Genomic DNA, 24,782 nt, shown 5'->3' with positions numbered 1-24,782 from the left:
GACGCCGCAGCGACTGCGCACCGCCGCGACCTGACGCAGCATGGACCTTGCAGCCCGGACCTCGCAGCACGGGCCCCACGCCCTCGGGAAGGAGATGGTTTCCGTGCCGGATCCCCCGTTGCCGGCGTTGCGCGGCGCGCGCAAGCGCCTCGGCGTCGCCGAGGTCATCCGACGGCAGGCCGCCCGGGAGGCGGGGTGGTGACCGATATGCGGGCCGTCACCGGCGCCGTGCGCAGCGGAGTGACGGCTGTGCGGGGCAAGCTGAGCGCCGGTGAGCTGGGCGCCCTCCCCGTCGTCCTCGTCCTGGCCGTCGTCTGGATCACCTTCCAGTCCCTCAACGAGAACTTCCTCTCGCCCCGCAACCTGTCCAACCTCAGCGTGGACATCGTGGGCACCGGGATGATCGCGGTCGGCATCGTCTTCGTGCTGCTGCTCGGGGAGCTCGATCTGTCCGTCGGCTCGATCAGCGGTCTCGCCGCGGCCGTCTTCGCCGTGCTGAACGTGAACAACGGGGTGCCCGAGTGGCTCGCGCTCGTCGTCGCGGTGCTGGCGGGGACCGTGGCGGGAACCGTCCAGGGCTACTCCATCGCAAGGACCCGGGTGCCGGCCTTCGTGATCACCCTCGCCGGGCTGCTCACCTGGAACGGCCTCATGCTGTCCGTCCTCGGTGACAGCGGCACCGTCAACCTCGACGAGAACGGGCTGGTCGCCAAGCTGACCAGCTACTACTTCACCGACGACGCCGTCGCGTACGGACTGGCGGCGGTCGCCGCGGCCGCGGTCTTCCTCGTCGCCGACCGGGACCGGCGGCGGCGCAGGGCCATCGGTATGCCGCACCGCTCGCTGCGCGCCATCTCCGTGCGCACCGCGGTGCTCGCGGCGATCGCGTTCGGCACCGCGTATCTGCTCAACCGGTTCCAGGGTCTGCCGCTCGCCCTGCTGATCTTCATCGTGGTGGTGGCGGGCCTGGACATCCTGCTTCGCCGCACCCCCTACGGACGGCAGGTCTACGCACTCGGCGGCAGCGTCGAGGCGGCCCGCCGGGCCAGCCTCGACGTGACCTGGGTGCAGACCGCGGTGCTCGCGGCCTCGGGCACGATGGCCGCCGTGGGAGGTCTGTTCCTGGCCTCGCGCATCACCTCGGTGAGCCAGAGTTCGGGCTCGGGTGTCCTGCTGGTCAACGCCATCGCGGCGGCCGTCATCGGTGGCACCAGTCTGTTCGGCGGACGCGGTACGACCTGGTCGGCGGTGCTGGGCATGCTGGTCATCCAGTCGATCGCCTCGGGCATGGCGATCACGGACACTCCCCCGGCCGTGCAGTTCGTCATCACGGGCGGGGTGCTCTTCGCCGCGGTGATCATCGACTCGCTGTCACGGCGTTCCCAGGAGGCGCACGGACGGGCCTGACGCCCGTCCGAGGATGACGGACGGGCTCGCACGGGCCGCGTGCGCGGGCCGAGCGCAATCGCTTACGTGAAACTTGCACCACTTTTGAACGCGATGGCACCGACGCCTCGTAGTGAGGGGTACCGGCGCGTCACGCGCGAGGCGCTCCACAGGCGATAGGTCGACAGTGCCGAACAACTCCACCGCGGACGAGGGACGAAGAAAGCCCTTCACCCGCAACTGGCCGGTGGCCAGACGGCTCCGGGCCGTGCTGCTGATCCCCGTGCTCGTCGCCCTGGTGCTCGGGGGCGTTCGGGTGAAACGCTCGATCGACACCTGGCAGGACGCCGACGACGCCGTCCGGGTGGCCGAACTCGTCCAGGCGGGCAACAAGTACGCGAGCGACGCGATCAACGAACGCGATCTGTCGGTCATCCCCCTGCTGACGGACGCGAAGGCGTCGGACATCGTCACGCAGGCCCGCGCGATCACCGACGCGGACGCACGCGCGTTCGACGCGGCGGTCACCCGGATGCCGCGGACCAGCGGTCTCCTGCGGCGCGTGCAGCTGGTGCGCGCGGGTGAGGCGCAGCTGGCCGCCGTACGGGCCAACGCGTTCACCTCCCGGATGACCGGGGTGCAGACGGAGGAGAGCTACCACACCGTCCAGCACCCGCTGATGGAGCTCTCCAACGAACTGGGCTTCGGCAGCAGCAACCAGGCCAGTTTCGGCCGGACGCTCTACGCCGTGTCCCTCACCCAGGCCGCCGAGTCCCTGATCAGGTCCATCGGCACGCACCTGCTGGTGGAGGACCGCGACCGGCTCGCCCCGGGTGAGCTGGCCTCCCAGCTCGCCTCGTTCCGCTCGTACGCCTACCTCGAGAAGGTGGGGCTCCAGGAGTACGCCGGCGCCGGCACCACCGAGGACATGACCAGGCTGCGGCAGGCGCTGGCCGCCGCCGAGGAGCGGGGCAGGCAGCAGACGGCGGAGGCCGCCGCCCAGGCCGGGGCGGCGGGCCGGACGTTCGTCGCCCCGCCCGGTATCGACGAGATGATCAACGAGATCGGCGCCGGGAAGCCGACCGGGGAGCTGGCCGCGCGGGGCATCACCGCACAGTCGTTCTTCGCCGCGTCCACCCTGGGCTTCGACGCCTACCGGGGCATCCAGGTGAACCTCACCGACACCGCGCTCACCAGCGCCCACGATATCGCCGACGAGGCGCGCCGCGACGCCGTCACCAACGCGGCGCTCGTGCTGGCCTCGGTGCTCGTGGCCTTCCTGCTGGCCTCCTGGGTCGCCCGCACGATGAGCACCGGTATGCGCGGGCTGAGCGCCGCCGCCATCGAGATCGCCGGCCGGCGGCTGCCCGCCCTCATCGACCAGATGTCCGGGCCCGACTCGGCCGAAGCGGACACCCGGGTCCTCCCCATCCCGATCGACACCACCGACGAGATCGGCGAGGTCGCCCGCGCCTTCGACCTCGTCCACCGCGAGGCGGTCAGGCTGGCCGCCGAGCAGGCCCTGCTGCGGGGCAACATCAACGCGATCTTCACCAACCTGTCCCATCGTGGCCAGTCCCTGATCGAACGGCAGCTGGCCCTCATCACCAGCCTGGAGGACAACGAGACCGACCCGGAGCAACTGGAGAACCTCTTCCGGCTGGACCACCTCGCCACCCGGGTCCGCCGCAACGGCGAGAACCTCCTGGTGCTCGGCGGTGAGAAGCCCGCCCAGCAGTGGGACCAGCCGCTGCCGCTGGTCGACGTCGTCCGGGCGGCCTCCTCGGAGGTGGAGCAGTACGAGCGGATCCGGCTGTCCGGCATGCCGGAGGCCCAGATCGGCGGCCCGGTCGTGCCCGACCTCGTGCATCTGCTCGCCGAGCTGCTGGAGAACGCGACCGTGTTCTCCTCCCCGCGCTCGGAGGTGCGGGTGACCGCCGCCCGGCTCCCCGACGGCCAGATCATGATCGAGATCCATGACGAGGGCATCGGTCTCGAGGCGGACGACTTCGCGATGATCAATAACAAACTGGCCCACCCGCCGACCGTGGACGTCGACATCGCCCAGCACATGGGGCTGTTCGTGGTGGGCCGACTCGCCGAACGGCACGGCATCCGCGTCCAGCTGCGCCCGTCCGGCGAGGAGTCCGGCACGACGTCCCTGGTCATGCTGCCCGACTCGGTCACCCAGCTCTCGCCGGACGCCCTGCCCGACTCCGACACCCTGACCCTGGCTCTGCTCAAGACCGCCCCGGAGGCCCGGTACGCGGGCGCCACGATGTCTCACGGCGGCCAGGACTCCGGCGACGCGTTCTCGGACTACGAGGCGTGGCAGGACGAGCCGGCCGGGACGCGTCCCCCCGGCGAGCTGTCGGCCGCGCCGTCCCCCGGCGGCCGTCCGCGACGGCTCTCCCGCCGCGCGCCCCGGCGCGACCGCCGTCCACCTGCCGGCTGACGGCCGGGCGCGAGCGGCAGCCGGCCGGAGCCGGCCGGGACACGCCGCCGGATGGCGCATCGCGCCGGTTTCGGCCTCAATGCGCCATAAAGTCCACAATATGAAGAAATGCCATATCGCATATCTGGCGTGCACGGCGGCGCTGCTCGGGACGGGCCTCGGCGCCGCTCCGTCGGCCGCCCACCCCACGGTCCACGTCGTCCACCCCGGGGAATCGATCCAGAAGGCGGTCGACGCCGCCGTGCCGGGCGACACCGTACTCCTGACGCGCGGCACCTTCCGCCAGAGCGTCGACGTGAGCACCCCGCGCCTCACCCTGCGCGGCATGGGCCGCCACACAGTGCTCCAGCCGGCGGCCGCGCCGAGCACCACCGCGGGCACCACCGCGGGCACCGGATCGGGCGCAGCGAAGGGCCCGAAGGACTCGACGCCGAAGGGACCGAAGGGAACCAAGGGCCCCGAGGCGACTAAGGGCTCGACGGGAGCCAAGGCCGCGGGCAGCTGTGCCGCGAGCGGCAACGGCATCTGCGTCGTCGGCACGAAGGGCAACAACGTCGGCGACGTCACCATCGCCTCCCTGACCGTGACCGGCTTCACCAAGAACGGCGTCTACGCCACGGACGCCGACGGGCTGACCGTGCGCAAGGTCACCGCGGTGAAGAACGGGGTGTGGGGCATCGCCACGGAGCGCTCCGTCCACGGGGTGTACCGCGACAACACCGCCCGGGACAACGGCGACGCGGGCCTGTTCCTCGCCAACTCCGTGAAGGAGGAACTCGGCGCCACGGACACCGAGGGAACGGTGGTCGAGCACAACCGGCTGGAGGGCAACCGGATCGGCGTCACCGTCCGCCGGCTGCGCAACCTGACCGTCTCCGACAACCACCTCACGGGCAACTGCGCGGCCGTGTTCGTCGTCGGCGACGAGAACAAGCCGAAGGCCGGCTTCGTGACCGTGCGCGAGAACCTCATCGAGCGCAACAACAAATCGTGCCCGAAGACGGCCCGGCTGGACGCCCTCCAGGGCTCGGGCATCGTGCTGACCGGGGCCGAGGACAGCCTGGTCACCCAGAACGTGATCAAGGACAACGTCGGGAAGTCCCCGCTGTCGGGCGGCATCGTCCTGTTCAAGAGCTTCGTGGGCACGACCAGCGACCGCAACCGGATCAGCGGCAACCTGCTGCGGGGCAACTCCCCGGCGGACCTGGTCGTCACGGACACCGGCGGCAAGGGCAACTCCTTCACCGGCAACTCCTGCCGCTCGTCGAAGCCCGCCGGTCTGTGCTGATTCCACCGACCTCCCAGAAGGAAGGCGACACATGACGACCGCACAGTCTGCCCCTCCGCCGTCCATGCGGCTGCGGGAACTCGCGTTCGGGGCGGCCTGTGCCGCCGCCCTGCGCGCGGCCGCCCGGCTGGGCGTCGCCGACGCCCTCGGCGACAGCCCCATGGCTGTGGAGGACATCGCGGCCGCGGTGAAGACCGAACCCCGCCCGCTGCGCCGGCTGATGCGGGCCCTGTCCTGCTACGGCGTCTTCGACGAGCGGGCGGACGGGACGTTCGCGCACACCGACGTCTCCCGGCTGCTGCGCGAGGACGACCCCCACAGCCTGCGCGCCATCACCCTGTGGTGCACCGAGCCGTGGACCTGGGACGCCTGGCCGCTGCTCGACGAGGCGGTACGCACCGGCGACAACGTGGTGGAGGGCCTGTACGGCAAGGAGTTCTTCCCCTACCTCAACGAGGACGCCCCGGAGTCGGCCGACGTCTTCAACCGTGCCATGACGACCTCCAGCGTGCAGTCGGCGCGGGATGTCGCGGAGTTCCTCGACCTGACCGGAGCCGCGTCGGTCGCCGACATCGGCGGCGGCCAGGGGCACGTCGTGGCGAGCCTGCTCGACAAGTACCCCGCGATGCACGGGTCGCTGCTCGACCTTCCCCGGGTGGTGGAGAACGCGGTACCGAGGCTGCGCGCGGGTGGCGACCTCGCCGACCGTGCGCGCGTGGTGCCGGGCGACGTCCGCGCGGCCGTCCCGGTGAAGGCCGACGTCTACGTCATCAAGAACATCCTCGAGTGGGACGACGAGAGCACGGCCCGCACGCTGCGCAACGTCCGCGAGGCGGGCGGCCCCGGGACACGGGTCGTGGTCATCGAGAACCTCGTCGACGACTCGCCCTCCATGCGGTTCAGCACCGGGATGGACCTGCTGCTGCTCCTCAACGTCGGCGGGGCCAAGCACACCACCCGGAGCATGGTGGAGCGGCTGACCGAGGCGGGCCTGGTCATCGACGACATCAGTCCGGTCAACCCGTATCTGCACGCGTTCGACTGCCACGTCCCCGGCTGAGCCGAGCGCGGCCCCCTGCTCCCCCCGCACACCCGTCCCCTCAAGACACCGGTCGGCGGGGGTCAGCCGGCCGGCTCGCGCTCCCAGAGGTAGAAGCGCTGCGCCATGGCGTCCTTCGGGGAACGCCAGGTCTCGGGGTCGTACGCGCTGACGTACGCGGCCAGCCGCTCGCTGACGTCCCGGAACTCCGGATGGCCGGTGATCCTGGCGATGGCGGGCCCGGGGTCGCGCTCGGACTCGATCAGATGCATGTACACGTCGCCGAACTGGAACAGGCTGCGCCGGGTCACACCGACGAGCTGCGGCAGCTCCCCCCGGTCGGACTCCTCGAACACCTTGGCGATGTCGGGGGCCGATCCCGGGGCCATCCGGGCGACGATCAGGGCTTGGTGCATGGGGCTGTCTCCGTCCGGCTCAGTCGGTCAGACCGGGGGTCGCACCGCGCTCGGCGGCGGTCTTCTCGATGCGGTCCCGGATCAGGCCCAGCTGGACCTTGGAGTTGCGGTTGATGTTGTCGGTCATCCACTCGTCGTCGACCGGCGCCTCGGGCTTCATCGCGAAGTCCTGCGTCCACACCATCCGCGTACCGCCGCCCGGCACCTCCTCGTACCGCCAGTGGATGTCCATGTGGGCGAAGGGCCCCGTCTCGACCCGGCGGGCCTTGACGGTGAGCGTGTCGCGGTCCGGCTCGCGCTCCGACACCCAGCTCCATACGGTGCCGTTCTCGTCCGGGTGCATGGTCAGCCGGAACGTCGTTCTGCGTCCCTCCCGGGAGAGGATCTCGACGGAGGCGTACTCGCTGAACAGCCGCGGCCAGTTCTCCAGGTCGTTGGTCACCTCCCAGACCAGGTCCAGCGGCGCCGCGATGGTGATCTCGTTCTGCGTGTGTCCGGTCATCTCACGCTCCTGTCATGAGGGCACTGTTGACGAGGTCGAGGAACTGCCGGGGCGACTTGGAGCGTTCGGCGTCGGGTGGCATCGGGGTGCCGTACCGGTTCTCCAGCTCGCCCACGATGCCCAGCAGGCCCAGCGAGTCGACGCCCAGGCGGTCGAACCCCGCCTCGTCGCGGAGGAGTTCCTCCGGGGCGACGGTGACACCGGCGGACTTCTTCATGAGTTCGGCCAGCTCTTCCACAGTGATGCGGTCGGTCATGCCATTCCCTTCCTCTGCTGCTCCGCGGCGCCTCGCTACGAGGCGTCGTTGGCGCCGTGCCGCAGCACCAGCGCCGAGTTCGACCCCATGAGTCCCCGGCTCAGGACCAGCGCCGTGCGTACCTCGGCGGTACGGGCACGGCCGGTCACGAGATCGAGGTCGTGGCAGACGTCGAAGACGTTGGGGGTGGGTGGGATCACACCGTGCTCCATCGCGAGCACCGCCGCCGCGACGTCCATCAGCGGCGCCGCGCAGTAGCCCCGGCCGATCCCGGTCTTCGGCGCCGTGACGGGCACCCGGGCGCCGCGGGCCCCGAAGACGTCGGCGATCGCCAGCGCCTCGGCGCGGTCCGCCTCCGGTACGCCGAGCGCGTCCGCGAAGACCACGTCGATCTCCTCGGGGGCACAGCCGGCCTCCGCCAGGGCGCCCCGCACGGCCTGGGCGAGCCCTTCCCGGGACTCCTCCCAGCGGGACGCTCCGGTGAAGGTCGCCGCGTGTCCGGCCAGCCGGGCCCGCACGCGCGCACCCCGGGACCGGGCCGCTTCCTCCGCCTCCACCACGACCATGGCGCCGCCCTCGGCGGGCACGAACCCGCAGGCAGCCGACGTGAACGGGCGGTAGGCGCGGCTCGGGTCGTCGACCGTGCTGAGTTCCTCGTAGCCCAGCTGGCAGACCACCGAGTAGGGCGCGATCGGCGCCTCCGTCGCCCCGGCCACGATCACGTCGGTGCCGCGCCGCACGGCCCGTGCCGCGTGGGCGAGGGCGTCCAGGCCGCCGGCCTCGTCGGCGGCGACGACCGAGCAGGGCCCCTTGAAGCCGCGGCGGATGGAGATCTGGCCGGTGCTGGCGGCGTAGAACCAGGCGATGGACTGGTAGGGGCCGACGAACCGGCTGCCCTTGCCCCACAGCCTCTGGAGCTCGCGCTGTCCGAACTCCCCGCCGCCGGAACCGGCCGCGGTGACCACGCCCACGGAGAAAGGGGCGCCGTCGGTCTCGGTCCGGTGCAGCTGGGCGTCGTCCAGCGCGAGGTCGGCCGCGGCCATCGCGAAGTGCGTGAACCGGTCGGTCTGGACGAGGAACCGCTCCTCGATCGCGGCCGACGGGTCGAAGTCGCGCACCTGGCCCGCCACCCGCAGCGGCAGATGTTCACAGCCCTCGCGGGTCACCCGGTCCAGGACGCTGATGCCCTCCCTGGTGGACTTCCAGAAGGTCTCGGTACTGGCTCCGTTGGGCGCGACCACGCCGATTCCCGTGACGGCCGCGCGCCGAGCATGGGGTTCGCTCATCGTGTCTTCTCCCTCGGCCGGTTCATGACCACCGCGGACTGGAATCCGCCGAACCCGCTGCCCACCGAGAGCACGCTGGAGAGCTTGCGCTCGCGGGCCACGCGCGGGACGTAGTCCAGGTCGCACTCGGGGTCGGGGGTCTCGTAGTTCGCGGTGGGCGGTACCACCTGGTTGGCCAGGGCCAGGACGCAGGCGACGAGTTCGATCGCTCCGATCGCGCCGAGGGAGTGACCCACCATCGACTTGATGGAGCTCATCGGGGTGTCGTAGGCGTGCGGGCCCAGGACCCGTTTCACCGCGGCGGTCTCGTGGCGGTCGTTCTGCTTGGTGCCCGACCCGTGCGCGTTGACGTAGTCGATCGCGCCGGCGTCGACCCGGGCGTGGTCGAGGGCGTCCTCGATGGCCCGGGCCATCTCCAGGCCGTCGCTGGTCAGACCCGTCATGTGGTAGGCGTTGCCGAAGGTGGCGTACCCGCCGAGCTCGCAGTACACGTGCGCCCCGCGGGCCCGGGCGTGCTCGAGCTCCTCCAGGACGAGCACCGCCCCGCCCTCGCCCATGACGAACCCGTCACGGTCGGCGTCGAAGGGACGCGAGGCGTGCGCCGGGTCGTCGTTGTTCGGGGAGGTGGCCTTGATCGCGTCGAAGCACGCCATGGTGATCGGGGAGATCGGCGAGTCCGAGGCGCCGGCTATGCATATGTCGGCCCGGCCCTCCTCCACGGTGTGGAAGGCGTATCCGACGGCGTCGAGTCCGGAGGTGCAGCCCGTGGAGACGGTCTGCACCGGGCCGCGCGCCCCGAACCGCTCCGCCACCGTCGAGGCGAGCGTGCTGGGCGTGAACGCGCGGTGCAGGTCCGGGGCCGCTTCCCGGTGATCGACGTCCCAGCGCTGCCCCCCGTGGCTGACCAGGACGTAGTCCTTCTCCAGCCGGGTGGTGCCGCCGACCGCCGTGCCCAGCGAGACGCCGACCCGCCAGGGGTTCTCGGCACCGAGGTCGAGGCCGGCGTCCCGTACCGCCTCGTCGCCCGCGACCAGGGCGAACTGGATGTAGCGGTCGCAGCGTTCCACGTCCCGCGCGTCCAGCCCGTGGGCCGCCGGGTCGAAGTCGCACTCGGCGGCGATCCGCGAACGCAGACCGGCCGGGTCGAAGAACGTGATGGCGCGTGTCGCCGTGCGTCCGGCCGCCAGGAGGCTCCAGAACGCCGGTACGCCTATGCCGCCCGGGGCGACGATGCCTATGCCGGTGACCGCCACTCGTCGCGTCATGACCGGACCTGACCTCGCCCGGCCGCCTCGGCCCCGACCGCCGCGGGCTCGGCTTCCGTCCCCTCGGTGTCGACGTGGCCCAGCGGCGGGCTCGGGGCCAGCGGGCCGAGGTGGAAGACCATCCGGGCCTCCACCTTGCCGACGTTGCGGAAGCGGTGGCGCACGTTGAGCGGGATCAGCAGCCCCTGCTCGGGCTGGAGCGGATGCGGCTCACCGTCCAGGTCCACCTCCAGCTGCCCGCACACGACGTACACGAACTCCTCGGAGTACGGGTGGTAGTGCTCACCGATGCGGTCGCCGGGCTGGATGAGGGCCAGGCCCATGAAACCGCTGGTGGCGCCCACCGTGGCCGGGGTGAGCATGGCGCGCAGGTCGCCGCCCCGCCGGGTGTTGGGCTCGACCTCGCTGAGATCCACGATTCTGTGACGGGAAGTGATCACGACGTTCCTCCGATGGTGTACTGCACCGGCACGGGAGGGGCGGGGCACCGCCCCTCCCACGCGATGACGAATCAGGCGTCGGGCGACCGGCGGTCGGTGACGAGATCCATGCGCGCCAGTTCGAGGAAGCGCGCGAGACGGCGGTCCTTCGGCGCGGACGCGTCCGCGTCGGCGTCGGCGTCGTCCTGGAGCGTCGTCAGTTCGGCCACCTGTCCGGGGTCGGAAAGACCGAGGGCCTGCACGGGGTCGGCGGCCTCGAGCCCGCCGCGCACGTCGATCAGCCGTACAACGACGTCGTCGCGCTGGAAGATCGTGCTGCGCAGGACCGGGCTGCGCGGGTCGTCCGCCGCCGCCTCGTCCTGGCGGGCCAGGAGCTCGGCCAGCTTCATGCCGCGGTCGGGCCGCGCCGGGTAGTGCAGGGCGTACCGCTCGGCCTGCGCGTCCTGCCGCTCCGCCGTCACGTGGTGGACGGCCGGCAGCGCGGCCCGGGTGAAGAAGACCCGCGCGGACTCGGGGTCGTTGAGGTCCCGGTCCTGCTCCAGATGGGGGTTGATGGCCTCCTCGACGGCCCGCACCTCGGGCTGCCGGGAGACGTGGCGCAGCGCGGAGAGCAGGTCGCCCCGCACCTCGATGGCCCGCACCACCCGGTTGCCGTGCATGAACAGCGAGGTGCGGCACAGCCGGGTGGTGTCGTCGACCTTCGGCTCGGGCGAGGCGTAGTCGGCGAGGATCTTGGCGACGATCTCCTCGCTGCCCGGCTTGACGGTGAAGGTGAGCGCGTGCCGGATCACCCCGTCGCCGATCCTGGGCGACGTCTGGAGCCGGCGCTTGCCCTGCTCGGTGCTCTCCGCCGGGCCGCCGGTCTCGCGGACGACGTGGAAGCGCAGCGAGCGGGTGTCGCGTACACAGCTGTGCAGCGGCTCGACCATCGCCACGTGCTCCTCGCTGTTGACCCAGGCGAGGAACGGCGGGGCGCTCTCCCATTCACTGGTGATGAGCCACTGGGAGGGGTTCTCGATCGACTGGCACAGCTGGTCGCTGACGTGTCCGGGGACGGACGCGACCTGGTTGCAGAGCTGCTCGTACGCCTCGAGGAACTGCTGCTGGGCGCCGTCGTAGACGTCGACCAGCAGGACGACTCGGAGCCGGGAACCGTCGAACACGGACTGGGAGACACGTTGCGACGCCTGTCGCGCCCGCGAACCTGCAACACGTTCGGACGTGGTGGTCATCCTGCGCACATCTCCTTCGCGGAGGGGGTGGGTGAACGCCGGCCGCGGTGATGCGACGTCAGCATTCCTCGATCCTGTGCCCGTCCCCGCAAGCGCGCGACTCGGATGAACTACGTGGGTGACTGGCCGCCTGCCGTCAGACGAGATGAGCGAAGACGACCAGGTTGTCCGTGTAGTCCATGACCTGCCGGTCGTAGTTGCCCGCACAGGTGATCAGCCGCACCTGGGCCTGACGGCTGTCGCCGTACACCCGCTCGCTGGGGAAGTCCGCTTTGTGGAAGATCTCGACGCTGTCGACCCGGAAGGACGCCTTCCTGCCGTCGGCCCGCAGGACCTGGAAGCCGTCGCCCTTCGCCAGTGCGCTGAGTCCCGCGAACACGGCGGGGGACGTCTTCGTGTCGACGTGCCCGGCGATGATCGCGGTGCCCGTCTCACCGGGCGAGGCCCCCTTGGCGTGCCAGCCGACGAGGTTGACGTCGCCGGCCGGGGGCGGTTCCAGTCTGCCGTCGGGGCCGATGGCGAGGTCGGTGAAGGGGGCGTCGACCGAGATCTTCGGGATGAGCAGCCGCACGGGCCTGGAGCGCGGCAGGTGCTTGCCGACCGGGCCCCCGGCGTCCGGCTGCCCTGCCGCCGGGTCCGAGGTGGGCTGGGCGCCGGCGCCCGGTGCACTGGCCGCGGGGACCGACCCGGCGGCGGGCGGGGCGGGCGGCGGGCTGGCGGCGCCGGACGTGTCGTTGGCGCCGAACAGGTTCAGCGCCAGGAGCACCGCGGCCGCGGCGCAGATCATCATCAGGCCGGTGCGGGAGTTTCCCTCTTCGAGGGACGCCGGCGCGCGGCCGGTGGGTTTCTCGGGGTCGGAAGGAGAAGGGGCGGAAGAAGGAACTGCCATCGGGGACCACCTCACTCGGGCGCGGCAGCGGAGCGGACGGGGCACGGGGAGCGAGCCGGGCCGCCACGCGGGGGCATGCGTGGCGGCCGCGGCTTCGCTATCGCGTCAGGCATGGGTCAGGCCGCGCCTCCCGCCGTCTTCTTGCGGCGCAGGGCGTACAGGCCGGTGCCGGCGACGGCGAGGAGGCCGAGTCCGGCGGCGGTCGACGTGGGGGTGGCGAGGGCGCCTCCGCCGGTGTGCATGCCGCCGCTGGGCTTGTCGTGCTCCTTGCTCCAGCCGCCGCCGGACTCCTCCTTGCCGCCGCTCCAGGAGTCGTTGCCGTTCTCCCGGGAGCTGTCCGAGCCCTCCGCGGACTTGTCCTTGTAGGTCTCGGGGTCGAAGCGGGGGTCCTTGGCGGCGCCGCGGTCGGTGCTGTCGCCGGTCAGGGCCAGTGCGCCGCCGCCGGTGTGGATGCCACCGTGCGGGGAGTCGTGCTCCTTGCCGTGCTCCTTGCCGTGCTCTTCTTTGCCGTGCTCTTCCTTGCCCGAGGAGGAGTCCTCCTCCTTGCCGTAGGAGGAGTCCTCCTCCGTGCCGTGCTCCGAGCTGTACGAGGAGGTGTCCTCCTTGGTGTAGGACGAGTCGTCGTGGTCCGTGTCACCGCCGACCGCGTAGGCGCCCGGGGCGCCGATGGCGAGGGCGGCCGAAGCCGCCGCGGTGGCCAGGATCAAGCGAGCAGAACGCATCTGATGGTCCTTCCGTCACGACCGGGCAGCCGACACCTCGTCAGCTCGCGAGACCCGGACGGCACGTGATCCACCGTCAGCCGGGTGGCGGCGCAGCACCACCCGGGGCGTTCACACGGGTGAAGCCCATCGGGTCAGGAGACGGACAGACCGGTCTTCAGGACCCGGCGCAGCACCGCCTCGGCATCCGCCTGCGGACCCTGCGACCGCCAGGCGACGAACCCGTCGGGGCGGACGAGTACGGCGCCCCCGCGCGCCGTGCCGTGGCGCTCCGCCCAGTCGACGTCGCCCTCCGGCACCAGGTCGGCCCCGGCTCCGGCGCCCACCCGGTAGGAGAGGAGCGGGAGGGCCAGTTCCCCGGCGAGGCGGGTGGCCGCCTCGTGCCATCCGCCCGGCTCGGCGGCGTCGCTGAGCAGGACGAGGGACCGCTCGTACAGGTCGAGGGTGGAGAGCCGGCGGTCCCCGTGCCGGACCCACAGGTGGGGCGCCCTGCTGCCGGGTCCGCCGGTCAGGTCGAGGCCATCGGGCACGACCGGGACCTCGGGATCGGCGCCGACGACGGCCCCCTGCGGGTAGCGGTAGCCGAGGGCCACGTTGAGGATGCCGCGCTGGGGCCCGCCCCCGCCCGCGGTGGGCGGGGCCGCGAAACCGGGGTGGCTGTGCTCGGCCGACCGGGCGGCGGCCCGCGCGCTGGTGGCCTCGGCGACGGGGCGACGCTCGGCGTCGTAGGTGTCCAGCAGCTCCTCCCCCGCCCAGCCGTCGAGGACCGCGGCCAGCTTCCAGGCGAGGTTGTGCGCGTCCTGGATACCGGTGTTGGAACCGAAGGCCCCGGTGGGGGACATCTCGTGGGCCGAGTCGCCGGCCAGGAACACACGTCCCGACCGGTAGCTGCGGGCGACCCGCTGGGCCGCGTGCCAGGGCGCCTTGCCGGTGATCTCCACGTCGAGACCGGCGACGCCGACCGCCCGACGGATGTGCTCGGCACACCGCTCGTCGGTGAACTCCTCCAGGGTTTCCCCGTGTTCGGGGTGCCAGGGGGCGTGGAAGACCCAGTTCTCGCGGTTGTCGACCGGCAGCAGGGCGCCGTCGGCTTCCGGATCGGTCAGGTAGCAGACGATGAACTGGCGGTCGCCCACGATTTCGGCGAGCCCGCGGGAGCGGAAGGTCAGACTGACGTTGTGGAACAGGTCGCCGGGTCCGCTCTGGCCGATGCCGAGCTGCTCGCGGACGGGGCTGCGGGGGCCGTCGGCGGCGACGAGGTAGTCGGCGCGGATGGTGGTGTGCTCCCCCGTCTCACGGCTCTTGACCACCGCGGTGACGCCGGTGTCGTCGCTGTCGAACGACATCATCTCGGTGTGGAAGCGCAGGTCGCCGCCGTGTTCGCGGGCGTGGTCGAGGAGGACGGGCTCGAGGTCGTTCTGGCTGCACAGGCACCAGGAACTGGGGCTGAAGCGGGCGAGCCCGCCGCCCGAGTCGATGGCCCGGAACAGCCACTCGCCCGCGTCGCCGACCAGGGTGGGCGTCTGGAGGATGCCGTGGTTGCCGGCCAGGGTGGCCGCGGCCTTCTGGATCGCCGGCTCGACGCCCGCCACCCGGAACAGCTCCATCGTGCGGACGTTGTTCCCGCGGCCCTTCGGGTGGAGGGAGGTGCCCGCGTGGCGCTCCACCAGCACGTGGGGCACGCCCAGCCGTCCCAGGAACAACGAGGTCGCCAGGCCGACCAGGGAGCCGCCGACGATGAGAACCGGGACCCTGAGGGTGTGGGGGCCGCTCTCTTCGGCACGTTCTTTCGTCACTCTCGCCTCCAGCGCGTCGATTCCGCCGACCCGGCCGGATACGGCGGAGATCCTCATGCATGCCCCGCGGAGGTGACGGCGGCTCAGGCTTCACCCGCCTGCGTCGCGGTGCCGGCGGGCCGTCCCGGGCCCGTGACGGCCGGACGGAAACGTGGAAACCCTGAGCACGGGCCGTGGCTCGGCTAGATTCGGTGTCCTGTACAGGGCGAACTGACTTACGACGAACATCACTTCGGGAGCTACGTGTCCGACCACCTGCCGCCCCCACCGCACTCCGAGGGCCCCGCGGACTCCGCGTCGGACGAGGCCGCCGCGCTCCGGCGGACCGGGGCCGCACCTCTGCGGGTCGGCGACCCGGCCCGGGTCGGCCCCTTCGTGCCGGTGGCGCTGCTCGGCAGCGGCGGGATGGGACGGGTCTATCTGGCCCGCGCCGCCGACAACGGTCCGGGTCTGTTCGCGGTGAAGGTCATCCGGCCGGAGTACGCGGAGGACGTCCGCTTCCAGCGCCGGTTCGTGCACGAGGCCCACGTGCACGCCCGGCTCGGGCCGCCGCACGCGCCGAGATTACGCGGCACCGGCTGGGACGACCAACTGCTGTGGATGGCCACCGAGTACATACCGGGGCTGGACCTGGCCGACGTGGTGCGCGAGGACGGCGCCCTGCCGCCGGCCACCGTGTGGCAGCTGGTGACGGAGCTGGGGCGGGCGCTCACCGCCCTCGCCGCCGCGGAGATCGTGCACCGGGACCTCAAGCCGTCCAACGTGCTGCTGTCGCTCCGGGGCGCTCATGTGATCGACTTCGGCATCTCGAAGGCCGCGGACGCCAGCGCGATCACCGGCACCGGCAACCGGGTCGGCACCCCGGCCTACATGTCACCGGAGTACCTGAGGACGGGTCACTGCGACACGGCCTCCGATGTGTTCTCACTGGCCGGCACCCTGCTCTACGCGGCGACCGGCCGGGCCCCGTTCGGCGACGGCACCGGTGTCGACGTGATGCACCGGGTGGCGTTCGAGGAGCCCAACCCGGAGGTGACCGGCGTGGTGGCGGCGGCCGACCCCGAGCTGGGGGCGCTGCTGACGGCCTGTCTGGCCAAGGAGCCCGAGCGGCGCCCCACCCCCGGTGAACTCATCGACGCCGCCGGGCCGCGGGCCGGGTCGTCCGGCTGGCCCGAGCCACTGCACGGCAGGGTGCTGGCCCGTCAGCGGGCGTACGAGACGCTGTATCGCCTCCCCGTCGAACGGGCGGTCCGGCTGCGCCCCTCGGACAACCGGGTGAAGCCGGTGCCGGCGGCCCCTCCCGGGGCGGGTCCCGGGCAGGCGGCCCCGGCGCCAGCCGCAGCGGTGGCCGCGTCCTTGGGCGCCTCCCCCGGCGCCGACGCGGCCTCGCCCACGCCCCCGCGTCCGACGGCCGCCCTGCCCGGGGCGCACCGCAAGCGGCTGCTGGCCGTCGCCGCCGGTGCCGCCCTGTGCGCGGTCGCCGCGGGCTTCTTCGTCTTCTCACGCCCGGACGGCTCGGTGGCCGGCGCCTCGCCCCGGCCGGAGGCCGTCACGCCGACGGCCCGGTCCGGGCGGAGCATGCCGCCGGCCACGCCCGGCGCCTGGGACAAGGCCTCCGCCGCGGGCTCGGCCGGCGGACGCGCCGAGGTCAGCGGCGACGAGAGCGCCCCGCCGCCCGGCACCGCCGTGCCCGCTTCCGCCTCCGCCGGGCGGCCGGAGGCCACGGCCTCCGCCGTCGTCGGCTCCCCACCCTCCGACACACCGAGCCCGTCCGCCGACACCGCACCGTCCGAGCCGGCCGCCCCGGCCTGGATCACCGACTGCACGTACTACGCCGGCAAGGCCCGCACCGCCCTGGGAGACACCGGCAAGCGGGTGCGGCAGGCGCAGTGCATGCTCGTCGAACGCGGTTACGCCGTGGGCGGTTCGGGTGTGAACGGCGACTTCGACGCCGACACGGAGACGGCGGTCAGCAGTTTCCAGACGGACCGCGGACTGGCGGTCAACGGCGTCGTCAACAAGGCGACCTGGGCCGCCCTGCGCGACACCGTCTGACACCCCGGTCCGGGGACACCGGGATCGTGGGACACCCCGGTCGGGGGACACCAGGATCGTGGGACACCCCGGTCGGGGGCGCGCCGTGGCCCCGAGCGGGGTGCGCAGTGTGCCGTCGGCCGGGGTGACCGCGAGGAAAGCGGCCCGCACGGAGGCGGGGACCGGCCGCGCCGTGCGGCGGGACCGGTCGCCGCCCGCCTGCGGGTGCTCGGAGGCGGTCCGGCTCGGGAGGGCTGTCAGCGGCCGAGGTAGAAGCGGACGGTCGTGCCCTCGGCGGAGGTGTGCTGGCGGACCAGGTCGGCCACGTAGTGGACCAGCATCAGCCCGCGGCCGCCGATCTGTCCGCGCGCGGGCGGCCTGCGGCCGGCCAGCGGATCGGACAGCCGGCCCGCATCCCGGACCTCGCACACGACCTGTCCCGCCACCGCCCAGACGGCGAGCGTCCCCAGCCCGGCGCCGTGCACCACGCTGTTGGTCGTCAGTTCCGCCACCGCCAGCTCGACGTCGTTCAGCCGCTGCCCCGCGAGGCCCAGCCGCCGGGCTTCCTCGACAGCGAAGGCGCGCACCGCGTACAGCTCGTCGGCGCCGAAGGAGAAGACGGCCGCGTCCGGTGCGGGCACCAGCTCCTCGTTGTAGCGGGCGACGACGGAACGCCAGTCGTAGGCGTCGCTGACCAGCTCCTCGTCACGGGCCACGACGGTCGGGTGGGTGATCCTCGCGTCGGCCAGGACCTCCTCGTCCAGACGGGCCTCGTCGTACGGGCACAGGATGGTCACCGCCCGGCCCTCGAAGGCGGCGTTGATCAACGCCTCGTGCTGCGCGCAGGCGGGGTACTCGACCGCGCTGCGGCCGGCCCAGACCGGCTCGCCGATGATCCGCACCCGCCCTCCCTCATGGGCGTCGGCGAACGCGCGCAGCACCCCGGGGATGATCCGGCCCGGGTTGCGGCCCTCCACGGTCATGTCCAGCAGCCGAACCGTCCCGGCGTCCGGGCCCAGGCCGGCCCTGATGAGCTCCAGGTTGGGCCCGGGCACCGCCACCGCGACAGGCTCGCCGAGGTCCAGGCCCTCCTGCACGAAGGACACCGTACGGGCCACGTACTCCTGTTCGGTGCGGTAGAACAGCGCGGGGTGCTGGAACGCCTCGTGGGTCGCCACCGTGGCCGTCACGGCGCCACCTCGATCCTGCCGAGGCCCGGCCAGAACAGGCCCAGCACGCGCGGCACCTGAGGCGGCGGGTGTTCGACCACCACCCGTCCCCCGGGCAGGCTGAGCGCCGTGACGGCGAGCGCCGCCACCCCTGCCACGTCGACGAACCCCACCTCGGACAGTTCCACGTAGGAGACGTCGGAGTGCTGCCGCGCCAGGCCCGCCAGGGCCGCTTCCCACGGCGAACGAGTGACCTCGCTGATCTCGCCCCGGGCACGAATGCCGGGCCTTCCGGACAACGGGCCCACCTCCAGCACAGCCACGCCGTGCACCAGCGCGGATCCTTCGACTCCGTGCGAGGCGTCCACCACCCGTGGCCTCCTTCGATCCCTGCCGGTCACCCGCCGCCGCACCAGGCGGGAGGTCCACGGGCAGCCTTCTGCCCACGGGGAGCAGCCTAACGCGGCCTCCGGGGCCGTCGGCGGCCGCTCCGACGCGAGGCGGTCCGCGAAGGACGCAGCCCTGCCGGCCGCGCCGTCCGCACGACGCCGTCCGCGGCCCGGCGGCCGGTGGATCGACCGGGCGGGACGTAGCCTGACACGCGCAGCGTGGCGATCCGGACGGCGGCCGAACCCTTGGTGACGTGATGTGTTGGAGTGCGACGGCCGACCTGGTGGCGGGCGCCGGTGTGGCGGCGGTCGGGGTCGCCTGTGTGACGCGGGTGCGCAGCGGCCGGGATCTTCCCCTCGCCGCCCTGCCGCTGCTGCTCGGGTTTCATCAGATCGTGGAGGCGGCCGTCTGGCACTCGGGCAGGGGTCGCGGGCCCGCGACCGTCCTGTGGGCCGTGATCGCGCTGCCGCTGCTGGCCGTGTGGGTGCCGGCCGGGGTATGGTGCGCGGCTCCGCCGGCCGCCCGGCGCAGACTGACGCTCCTTCTCGCGATCGGCGTCGTGGCCGCGGTGGCGTCGGCGTCCGCGATCGCCTCCGGGCCGGTGACCGCGGAGATCCGCGGCCGCACGGTCGGGTACGCGGTGGACCTACCGCACCCGGCCGTGCTCGTCGCGGGCTACCTCCTGGCCACGGTCGGCTCCCTGCTGCTCTCCGGCGACCGCCGGCTGCTGGTGCTGGGGGTGGTGACCGGGGCGGGCGCGTCGGCCTGCTTCGCGCTGTGGCGGCTGGAGTTCGTCTCGACCTGGTGCGCCTTCGCCGCGGTGAGCTCGGTGCTGCTGCTCGACTGGGTACGCAGGCGCCCGGACCCGGCGCGGTTGCCGCCGGGCCGGTCGCGGAGCTCCGGCCCCGCTCGGTGAGACCGGGCTGCGGTGTGGTCAGCGCGTCCAGTAGGCGATGTTGCGGAACCGGGCCTCGGCACGGCCGGAACCGTGGTTGTAGACGCCGTTCTTGAAGTACCGCGTGGCGGGGCCCCGGTCGGCTACCGTCAGGACGAGGGAGTCGTCGAAGTAGACCTTGACTGTTCCGGTACCGCTGGTCGCGGCGTGGGCGATCTTCACGTTGAACCAGGTGTCGAAGGCGTTCGTCCTGAGCACGGTGCCGTCGTAGCGCCGCACGGTGCCGCCGCCCGTGTCGTAGACGTTGAGCATGATGTCGGTGGCCGGGGTGCCCGAGGGGTGGACGCCGCGCAGGATCTGGACGAAGGACGCGCCGTCGGTGCCGGACGGGAGGTAGACGTCGGCGTCCCACATGCGCTCGCCCGTCCTGTAGTCCACCTTCCAGCGCATCTCGGTGCGCGGGTCGGTCGAACTGCCTTCCTCGAACGGCTCGTCGGTGTCGTACACCCACATGCGGTGGACACCGCCGCTGTAGGCGTGCCGGTCGGCGAGGTCGAGGTTCCAGGGTTTCTGCCAGCTGTACGAGAACGAGGTCTGCGTCCAGCCGTCGGTCGGATCGGCGGCCGACGTTGCGGTCGCGGCGCCGGCGAGCGGGGCGGGCGGCAGGGTGAGGGCGGCGCCGCCGGCCAGCAGGCCGGCCCCGGCCCGTAAGACGGATCTCCTGTTCATCACGCGTTTCCTTCCGGTGGCGGATGGAGTCGGTCAGTCAGGAACCTGCCAGCAGGCAAGCGCAATACATCGGAGGAGTCAAGGACTCCGGAGCATTGACAGGCTCAACGGGCCTGCCTAAGTTCCGAATACACCCGATGTATCGACGACCCGTCAGGTTCCTGGAGGACGATGATGACCTCGCAGCCGGGGAAGCGCTCCCCCCTGCCCCGCAGAGCCGTGATCGGCACCGCGCTGGGCGGTGCGGCTGTCGCGGCCCTGCCCGCAACGGCCCACGCGGACGAGTTCTTACCGGCGGTGCGGTCCGCCGGCGCCGGTGCGGCGGCAGCAGGCAAGAGCCCGTGGAAACTCCGCTCCGCCGTGGCCACCGACAGCGCGTGGTCCGCGTTCCTGCGCGGCCAGGACCTGTTGTGGAGGACGCTGCCCACCCGCTGGTACGAGGGTCCGTTCCTCGGTGACGGACTGCTCGGCAGCATGATCTACCAGGAGCCGGACGCAAACCGCATCCGCTTCACCGTCCAGCACGGCCGGGTGCAGGACCACCGGCCCGAGTTCGGCAGCGGCTGGGGCACCTGCCGCCTGCCCGTCGGACACCTCACTCTCGATCCCGTCGGCACCATCACCGCCGTCGACTGGCGACTGAGCCTGTGGAACGCCGAGCTCACGGGAACCGTCACCACGACCGCCGGGAAACTCACGCTCTCCGCCCTCATCCACGACGAGGTACTGGCCACCCGGGTGACGGCGAGCGGCGGCGAGAAGGTCACCTGGACCTTCCATCCCGAGGAGGCCCTCAGCCCCCGCCGGATCCAGGAGGAGCCGCCCGCCGGCTACACGGCCAACCCGGCCTGGACCACCAAGACCGCCGCCGACGGCACGGAGCAGGTGCTCCAGCCGCTGACCGGCGGCGGCCTGACCGCCACCGCGTACCGCCGCGCCGGCAGCGAGCTGCTCCTGAGCGTCGGGCACAGCTTCCCCTCCGGCACCGCCGCCGAGACCGACTCGCTGCGCAACCTGCGGCGCGCGTCCTCGTACGGGACCCTCAGACGGCGGCACACCGACTGGTGGCACGCGTTCTACCCCAAGAGCTTCGTGTCGTTCCCCGACCAGCGGTTGCAGAGCTTCCACTGGATCCAGCTCTACAAGGTCGCCTCCGCCAGCCGCTCGGGCGGCCCGGTCATGGCCACGTCGGGGCCCTGGCTGGAGCCCACGCCCTGGCCGGCGGTGTGGTGGAACCTCAACGTCCAGCTGGAGTACTGGCTCATCCATGGCTTCAACCACCCCGAACTGGACTCGCTCGCCACGACGCTGCGCCAGAGCCAGGAACAGCTGACCGCCAACGTGCCCGCCGCCTACCGCTCGGACAGCGCCGGCGTCGGCCGCAGCTCCGACATGTTCGCCAACCGGACCGTGGGACGGCCCGGCACCGGCGCGGAGACCGGCGACCTCACCTGGGCGCTGCACAACGTGTGGCTGTCCTACCGGCACTCCATGGACAAGGCCCTGCTGCGCGACACGGTCTACCCGGTGCTGCGTCGGGCGATCAACTACTACCTGCACTTCCTCACGCCGGGCAGCGACGGCAAGCTCCATCTGCCGAGCACGCTCTCACCCGAGTACCCCGTCGTGCCGCCGCAGGACACCAACTACGACCTGGCGCTCATCCGCTGGGGCTGCCGAACGCTCATCGACTCCGCCGACCTGCTCGGGATCGACGACGAACTGGCGCCGCGGTGGCGGGAGGTGCTCGCCAAGCTCACGCCGTACCCGGTCGACGCCAACGGCTTCATGATCGGCGCGGACACCCCGTACGCCCAGTCCCACCGGCACTATTCACACCTGCTGATGGTGTATCCGCTGTACCTCGTCAACTGGGACCAGCCCGAGAGCCGCGACCTGATCACCAGGTCCCTCGTGCACTGGCACTCGCTGACCGGCGCCCACCGGGGCTACAGCTACACCGGGGCCGCCTCCATGTACGCGATGGCCGGCGACGGCGACACCGCGATCTCGTATCTGCGGAAGTTCTTCGACCCCACCACCCGCTTCCCCTGCCGGCCCAACACGCACTACACCGAGGCCGGTCCGGTCATCGAGACGCCGCTGTCCGCCTCGCAGTCCCTGCACGACATGTTCTGCCAGAGCTGGAACGGCGTGATCCGGGTCTTCCCGGCCGTCCCGGCCGCCTGGGCGGACGTCACCCTGCACGACTTCCGCGCCCAGGGCGCGTTCCTGGTCAGCGCCGTCCGCAAGGCGGGGGCGACCCGGTTCATCCGGATCAGGAGCCTGGCGGGCGAGCCGCTCCAGGTGCGCCACGGTCTCAGCGGCCGGCTCACCGTGCTCCTCGACGACGGCAGCCCGGCCCGCACCCACGACCTCGGCGGCGGTGTGCTCTCCATCGACCTGCCCAAGGGCCGCGAGGTGCTGATCCACTCCGGCTCCCGCCCCGACCTCGTCATCGCGCCGGTCGCCGTCAGCGAACCGGGCGCGGCCTGGGGCCTGCCGTAACCACCGCCCGCCCGGACCAACAGGAAAGACTCACATGGCTGTTCCGATCAGAACCGCGGTCGCCACGCTCTGCGCCGGGCTGGTGGCCACACTCCTCACGACCGTCCCCGCGCGGGCCGGGCAGGACACGGTCTCCCGCGACCATGTCTGGGCCGTCTCGGCGGCTCCCCACGCGCCCCGTGCGCGGATAGCCCTGGACGACACCACCGGCTCGCTGAGCCTCGCGGTGTCCCGCGACGGCCGTACGGTCGTCGAGCCGTCGCCCGTCGGCATCGTCACCGAACAGGCCGACTTCTCCAAGGACCTGCGCTTCCTGCGCCGCAAGGACCGGCTGGTCGACGAGCGGTACCGGACGAAGTCCGGCAAACGGCTGGACCGCCGGGTCCGTATGAACGAGACCCGGCTGTCGTTCGCCACCACCGCCGGCGCCCGGCTCGACCTCGTGGTCCGCGCCTCCGCCGACGGCGTCGCCTACCGGTACGTCCTGCCCGCCGCGTACGGCGACGTGCTCGGCGAGACCTCCGCGTTCAACCTGCCGGCGGACGCGGGCGCCTGGCTCAGCACCTACCGGGTCGACAACGAGGGCCAGTTCGCACCGTACACGGCGGCCACCGCGCCCACCAACGCCTACTCCCCGCAAGCGCTGTTCTCCACCCCCGGCGGCTACATCCTGCTGGCCGAGTCCGACCTCACCGGCAGCTACTCGGGGGCCAGGCTCGCCCACACGCAGGGCAGCGGCGCCTACCGCGTCCAACTCGCCGACGAACAGGTCGAGGCCGACGGTCCGCTCGCCACCTCCTGGCGGGCGATGGTGACCGGCGACCTCGCCACCGTCACCCGGTCCACCTTCACCGACGACCTCGCCCCCGCCTCCAAGGTCGCCGACCCGCGGTGGATCCGGCCCGGCACCGTGCTGTGGACCTGGCTCGCCGGCGGCCGTGCGGCGGGACAGAGCCTCGCGGCGCAGAAGGCCTACGTGGACTACGCCGCCGAACGGAACTGGCCCTACGAGGCCGTCGACTCGGGCTGGTACTTCAAGAAGGACGAGTGGGACGTCACCGACCCCGACTGGCAGACGAACAGCTGGATGCCGGAACTCGTCGAGTACGCGCGGGCCAAGGGCGTCGGGATCATCGTCTGGATCCACCAGCGCGACCTGGACACCCCCGAGGAACGAGCGCAGTGGCTGCCCGCCCTGGAGCGGTGGGGCGTCAAGGGCGTCAAGATCGACTTCATGAACTCCGAGGCACAGTCGATGCTCCGGTGGTACGACGCCATCCTCCCGGAGACCGCCGCCCACCACCTCCTGGTCGACTTCCACGGTTCGACGATCCCCAAGGGCATCCAGCGCACCTGGCCGCAGGTGATGACCCTGGAGGGCGTCGGCGGCGAGGAGAAGCGGACGAACACCGCCGCGCACCTCACCACCCTGCCCTTCACCCGCAACGTCATCGGCTCCATGGACTTCACTCCTGGCGCCTTCCAGCGCGTCGGTCTGCGGCCCAACTCCGACGCGGCCGAGGTCGGGTTGAGCGTCGCCTACGAGTCGGGGCTCCAGATGTTCGCCGGCACCCCCGAGTCGTACGACGTACGGCCGCTTGCCCGGGCCTACTTCGACCAGGTGCCGGCGGCCTGGGACGACACCCGTCTGCTGGCCGGACAGCCCGGGCAGGAGGCGGTGCTCGCCCGCCGCAGCGGTGACCGCTGGTTCATCGGCGGGGTGTACGCGGGTGCGGCCCGCACGGCCGAGGTGCCGCTGTCCGTCGGTCCGGGGCGGTGGCTGGTCGAGACGATCGGGGACGGCGCCGACGGCCTCGTCCAGGACCGGCGGGTGCTGCGCGGCGGGGACACGCTCACCGTCGACGTGGTCGCAGGCGGCGGTTTCGCGGCCCTCGCCTGCCCCTGGCGGCCGGGCGTCACCACCTGCCACCGCTGAGCACTCCGCGCTCACCGGGCGGACAGGGGCGGCGCGGCGCGCGTGCGGGGACGGCTTCCCCGTACGCGCGCCGCGCCGGGGGTGCAGCCTCCCGGGCGGGGACCTGACCGTCGCGTCGGTCCCCGTCCGGGCGTGCGGCGGCCGGCGGG

At 72.3% G+C, this 24,782-nt stretch carries 21 protein-coding genes; 8 read left to right on the top strand and 13 right to left on the bottom strand.

Annotation, left to right across the window (positions count from 1 at the left end; all coding sequences use genetic code 11):
• Positions 1-207 precede the first annotated feature (207 nt).
• The 4 genes from OHS71_RS35080 (at position 208) to OHS71_RS35065 (ending at position 6,189) form a co-directional block, all read left to right on the top strand.
• Positions 208-1,407 (top strand): sugar ABC transporter permease, encoded by a 1,200-nt coding sequence (locus tag OHS71_RS35080; protein WP_328484751.1) that lies wholly within the window; start codon positions 208-210, stop codon positions 1,405-1,407.
• A gap of 166 nt (positions 1,408-1,573) precedes the next feature.
• Complete coding sequence (locus tag OHS71_RS35075; protein ID WP_328483330.1) at positions 1,574-3,841, top strand: sensor histidine kinase; 2,268 nt, start codon at positions 1,574-1,576, stop codon at positions 3,839-3,841.
• Positions 3,842-3,941: 100 nt separating this feature from the next.
• Complete coding sequence (locus OHS71_RS35070; RefSeq protein WP_328483329.1) at positions 3,942-5,129, top strand: right-handed parallel beta-helix repeat-containing protein; 1,188 nt, start codon at positions 3,942-3,944, stop codon at positions 5,127-5,129.
• 31 nt (positions 5,130-5,160) lie between these two features.
• The gene (locus tag OHS71_RS35065) at positions 5,161-6,189 is read left to right on the top strand and encodes a methyltransferase (protein WP_328483328.1); all 1,029 of its coding nucleotides are present in this window, start codon (positions 5,161-5,163) and stop codon (positions 6,187-6,189) included.
• A gap of 62 nt (positions 6,190-6,251) precedes the next feature.
• On the opposite strand, the gene OHS71_RS35060 is transcribed toward OHS71_RS35065, so the two are convergent.
• From OHS71_RS35060 to OHS71_RS35015, 10 genes are all read right to left on the bottom strand, one after another.
• On the bottom strand, positions 6,252-6,584 hold the full coding sequence (locus OHS71_RS35060) for a TcmI family type II polyketide cyclase (RefSeq protein WP_328483327.1): 333 nt from the start codon (positions 6,582-6,584) through the stop codon (positions 6,252-6,254).
• A 19-nt stretch (positions 6,585-6,603) separates the two neighbouring features.
• Positions 6,604-7,086 (bottom strand): SRPBCC family protein, encoded by a 483-nt coding sequence (locus OHS71_RS35055; RefSeq protein WP_328483326.1) that lies wholly within the window; start codon positions 7,084-7,086, stop codon positions 6,604-6,606.
• Position 7,087: 1 nt separating this feature from the next.
• Positions 7,088-7,342 (bottom strand): acyl carrier protein, encoded by a 255-nt coding sequence (locus OHS71_RS35050; protein ID WP_328483325.1) that lies wholly within the window; start codon positions 7,340-7,342, stop codon positions 7,088-7,090.
• Between the two features lie 35 nt (positions 7,343-7,377).
• Positions 7,378-8,628 (bottom strand): ketosynthase chain-length factor, encoded by a 1,251-nt coding sequence (locus tag OHS71_RS35045; protein ID WP_328483324.1) that lies wholly within the window; start codon positions 8,626-8,628, stop codon positions 7,378-7,380.
• A complete protein-coding gene (locus OHS71_RS35040) occupies positions 8,625-9,893 on the bottom strand; it encodes a beta-ketoacyl-[acyl-carrier-protein] synthase family protein (protein WP_328483323.1) in 1,269 nt (422 codons plus the stop codon). Before OHS71_RS35040 ends, OHS71_RS35045 begins: the two co-directional genes overlap by 4 nt.
• On the bottom strand, positions 9,890-10,309 hold the full coding sequence (locus OHS71_RS35035) for a cupin domain-containing protein (protein ID WP_398153261.1): 420 nt from the start codon (positions 10,307-10,309) through the stop codon (positions 9,890-9,892). The genes OHS71_RS35040 and OHS71_RS35035 overlap by 4 nt, the downstream gene beginning before the upstream one ends.
• Positions 10,310-10,404: 95 nt before the next feature.
• A complete protein-coding gene (locus OHS71_RS35030) occupies positions 10,405-11,565 on the bottom strand; it encodes a SchA/CurD-like domain-containing protein (protein WP_328483321.1) in 1,161 nt (386 codons plus the stop codon).
• A 136-nt stretch (positions 11,566-11,701) separates the two neighbouring features.
• Positions 11,702-12,454, bottom strand: coding sequence for a class F sortase (locus OHS71_RS35025; RefSeq protein ID WP_328483320.1), 753 nt, complete (start codon positions 12,452-12,454; stop codon positions 11,702-11,704).
• A gap of 116 nt (positions 12,455-12,570) precedes the next feature.
• Positions 12,571-13,176: a hypothetical protein gene (locus OHS71_RS35020; protein WP_328483319.1), complete on the bottom strand. Its 606-nt coding sequence runs from the start codon at positions 13,174-13,176 to the stop codon at positions 12,571-12,573.
• Positions 13,177-13,310: 134 nt separating this feature from the next.
• Positions 13,311-15,029 carry an FAD-dependent oxidoreductase gene (locus OHS71_RS35015; RefSeq protein WP_328483318.1) on the bottom strand — a complete coding sequence of 573 codons (1,719 nt, stop codon included), beginning with the start codon at positions 15,027-15,029 and terminating at the stop codon, positions 13,311-13,313.
• A gap of 186 nt (positions 15,030-15,215) precedes the next feature.
• On the opposite strand from OHS71_RS35015, the gene OHS71_RS35010 reads away from it, so the two are divergent.
• Positions 15,216-17,027: a protein kinase domain-containing protein gene (locus OHS71_RS35010; RefSeq protein WP_328483317.1), complete on the top strand. Its 1,812-nt coding sequence runs from the start codon at positions 15,216-15,218 to the stop codon at positions 17,025-17,027.
• Between the two features lie 236 nt (positions 17,028-17,263).
• Here OHS71_RS35010 and OHS71_RS35005 read toward each other — a convergent pair whose 3' ends face one another.
• Together OHS71_RS35005 and OHS71_RS35000 are read right to left on the bottom strand one after the other, a co-directional pair.
• Entirely contained in the window at positions 17,264-18,196 is a 933-nt protein-coding gene (locus OHS71_RS35005; protein ID WP_328483316.1) for an anti-sigma factor RsbA family regulatory protein, read from the bottom strand.
• Positions 18,193-18,546 (bottom strand): STAS domain-containing protein, encoded by a 354-nt coding sequence (locus OHS71_RS35000; protein WP_443047122.1) that lies wholly within the window; start codon positions 18,544-18,546, stop codon positions 18,193-18,195. The genes OHS71_RS35005 and OHS71_RS35000 overlap by 4 nt, the downstream gene beginning before the upstream one ends.
• Positions 18,547-18,821: 275 nt before the next feature.
• Here OHS71_RS35000 and OHS71_RS34995 point away from each other — a divergent pair, with 275 nt between their 5' ends.
• Positions 18,822-19,481, top strand: coding sequence for a DUF6629 family protein (locus OHS71_RS34995; protein WP_328484749.1), 660 nt, complete (start codon positions 18,822-18,824; stop codon positions 19,479-19,481).
• 18 nt (positions 19,482-19,499) lie between these two features.
• On the opposite strand, the gene OHS71_RS34990 is transcribed toward OHS71_RS34995, so the two are convergent.
• Entirely contained in the window at positions 19,500-20,189 is a 690-nt protein-coding gene (locus tag OHS71_RS34990) for a polysaccharide lyase family 7 protein (RefSeq protein WP_328483315.1), read from the bottom strand.
• Positions 20,190-20,363: 174 nt separating this feature from the next.
• Between OHS71_RS34990 and OHS71_RS34985 the strand changes: the two genes are divergently transcribed.
• Positions 20,364-22,697: a glycosyl hydrolase family 95 catalytic domain-containing protein gene (locus OHS71_RS34985; protein WP_328484748.1), complete on the top strand. Its 2,334-nt coding sequence runs from the start codon at positions 20,364-20,366 to the stop codon at positions 22,695-22,697.
• Between the two features lie 34 nt (positions 22,698-22,731).
• Complete coding sequence (locus OHS71_RS34980; RefSeq protein ID WP_328483314.1) at positions 22,732-24,633, top strand: glycoside hydrolase family 97 protein; 1,902 nt, start codon at positions 22,732-22,734, stop codon at positions 24,631-24,633.
• Positions 24,634-24,782 lie beyond the last annotated feature (149 nt).

It is taken from the genome of Streptomyces sp. NBC_00377 (assembly GCF_036075115.1).
Taxonomy (GTDB): domain Bacteria; phylum Actinomycetota; class Actinomycetes; order Streptomycetales; family Streptomycetaceae; genus Streptomyces.
This window is presented reverse-complemented; position numbering and strand designations above follow the sequence as displayed.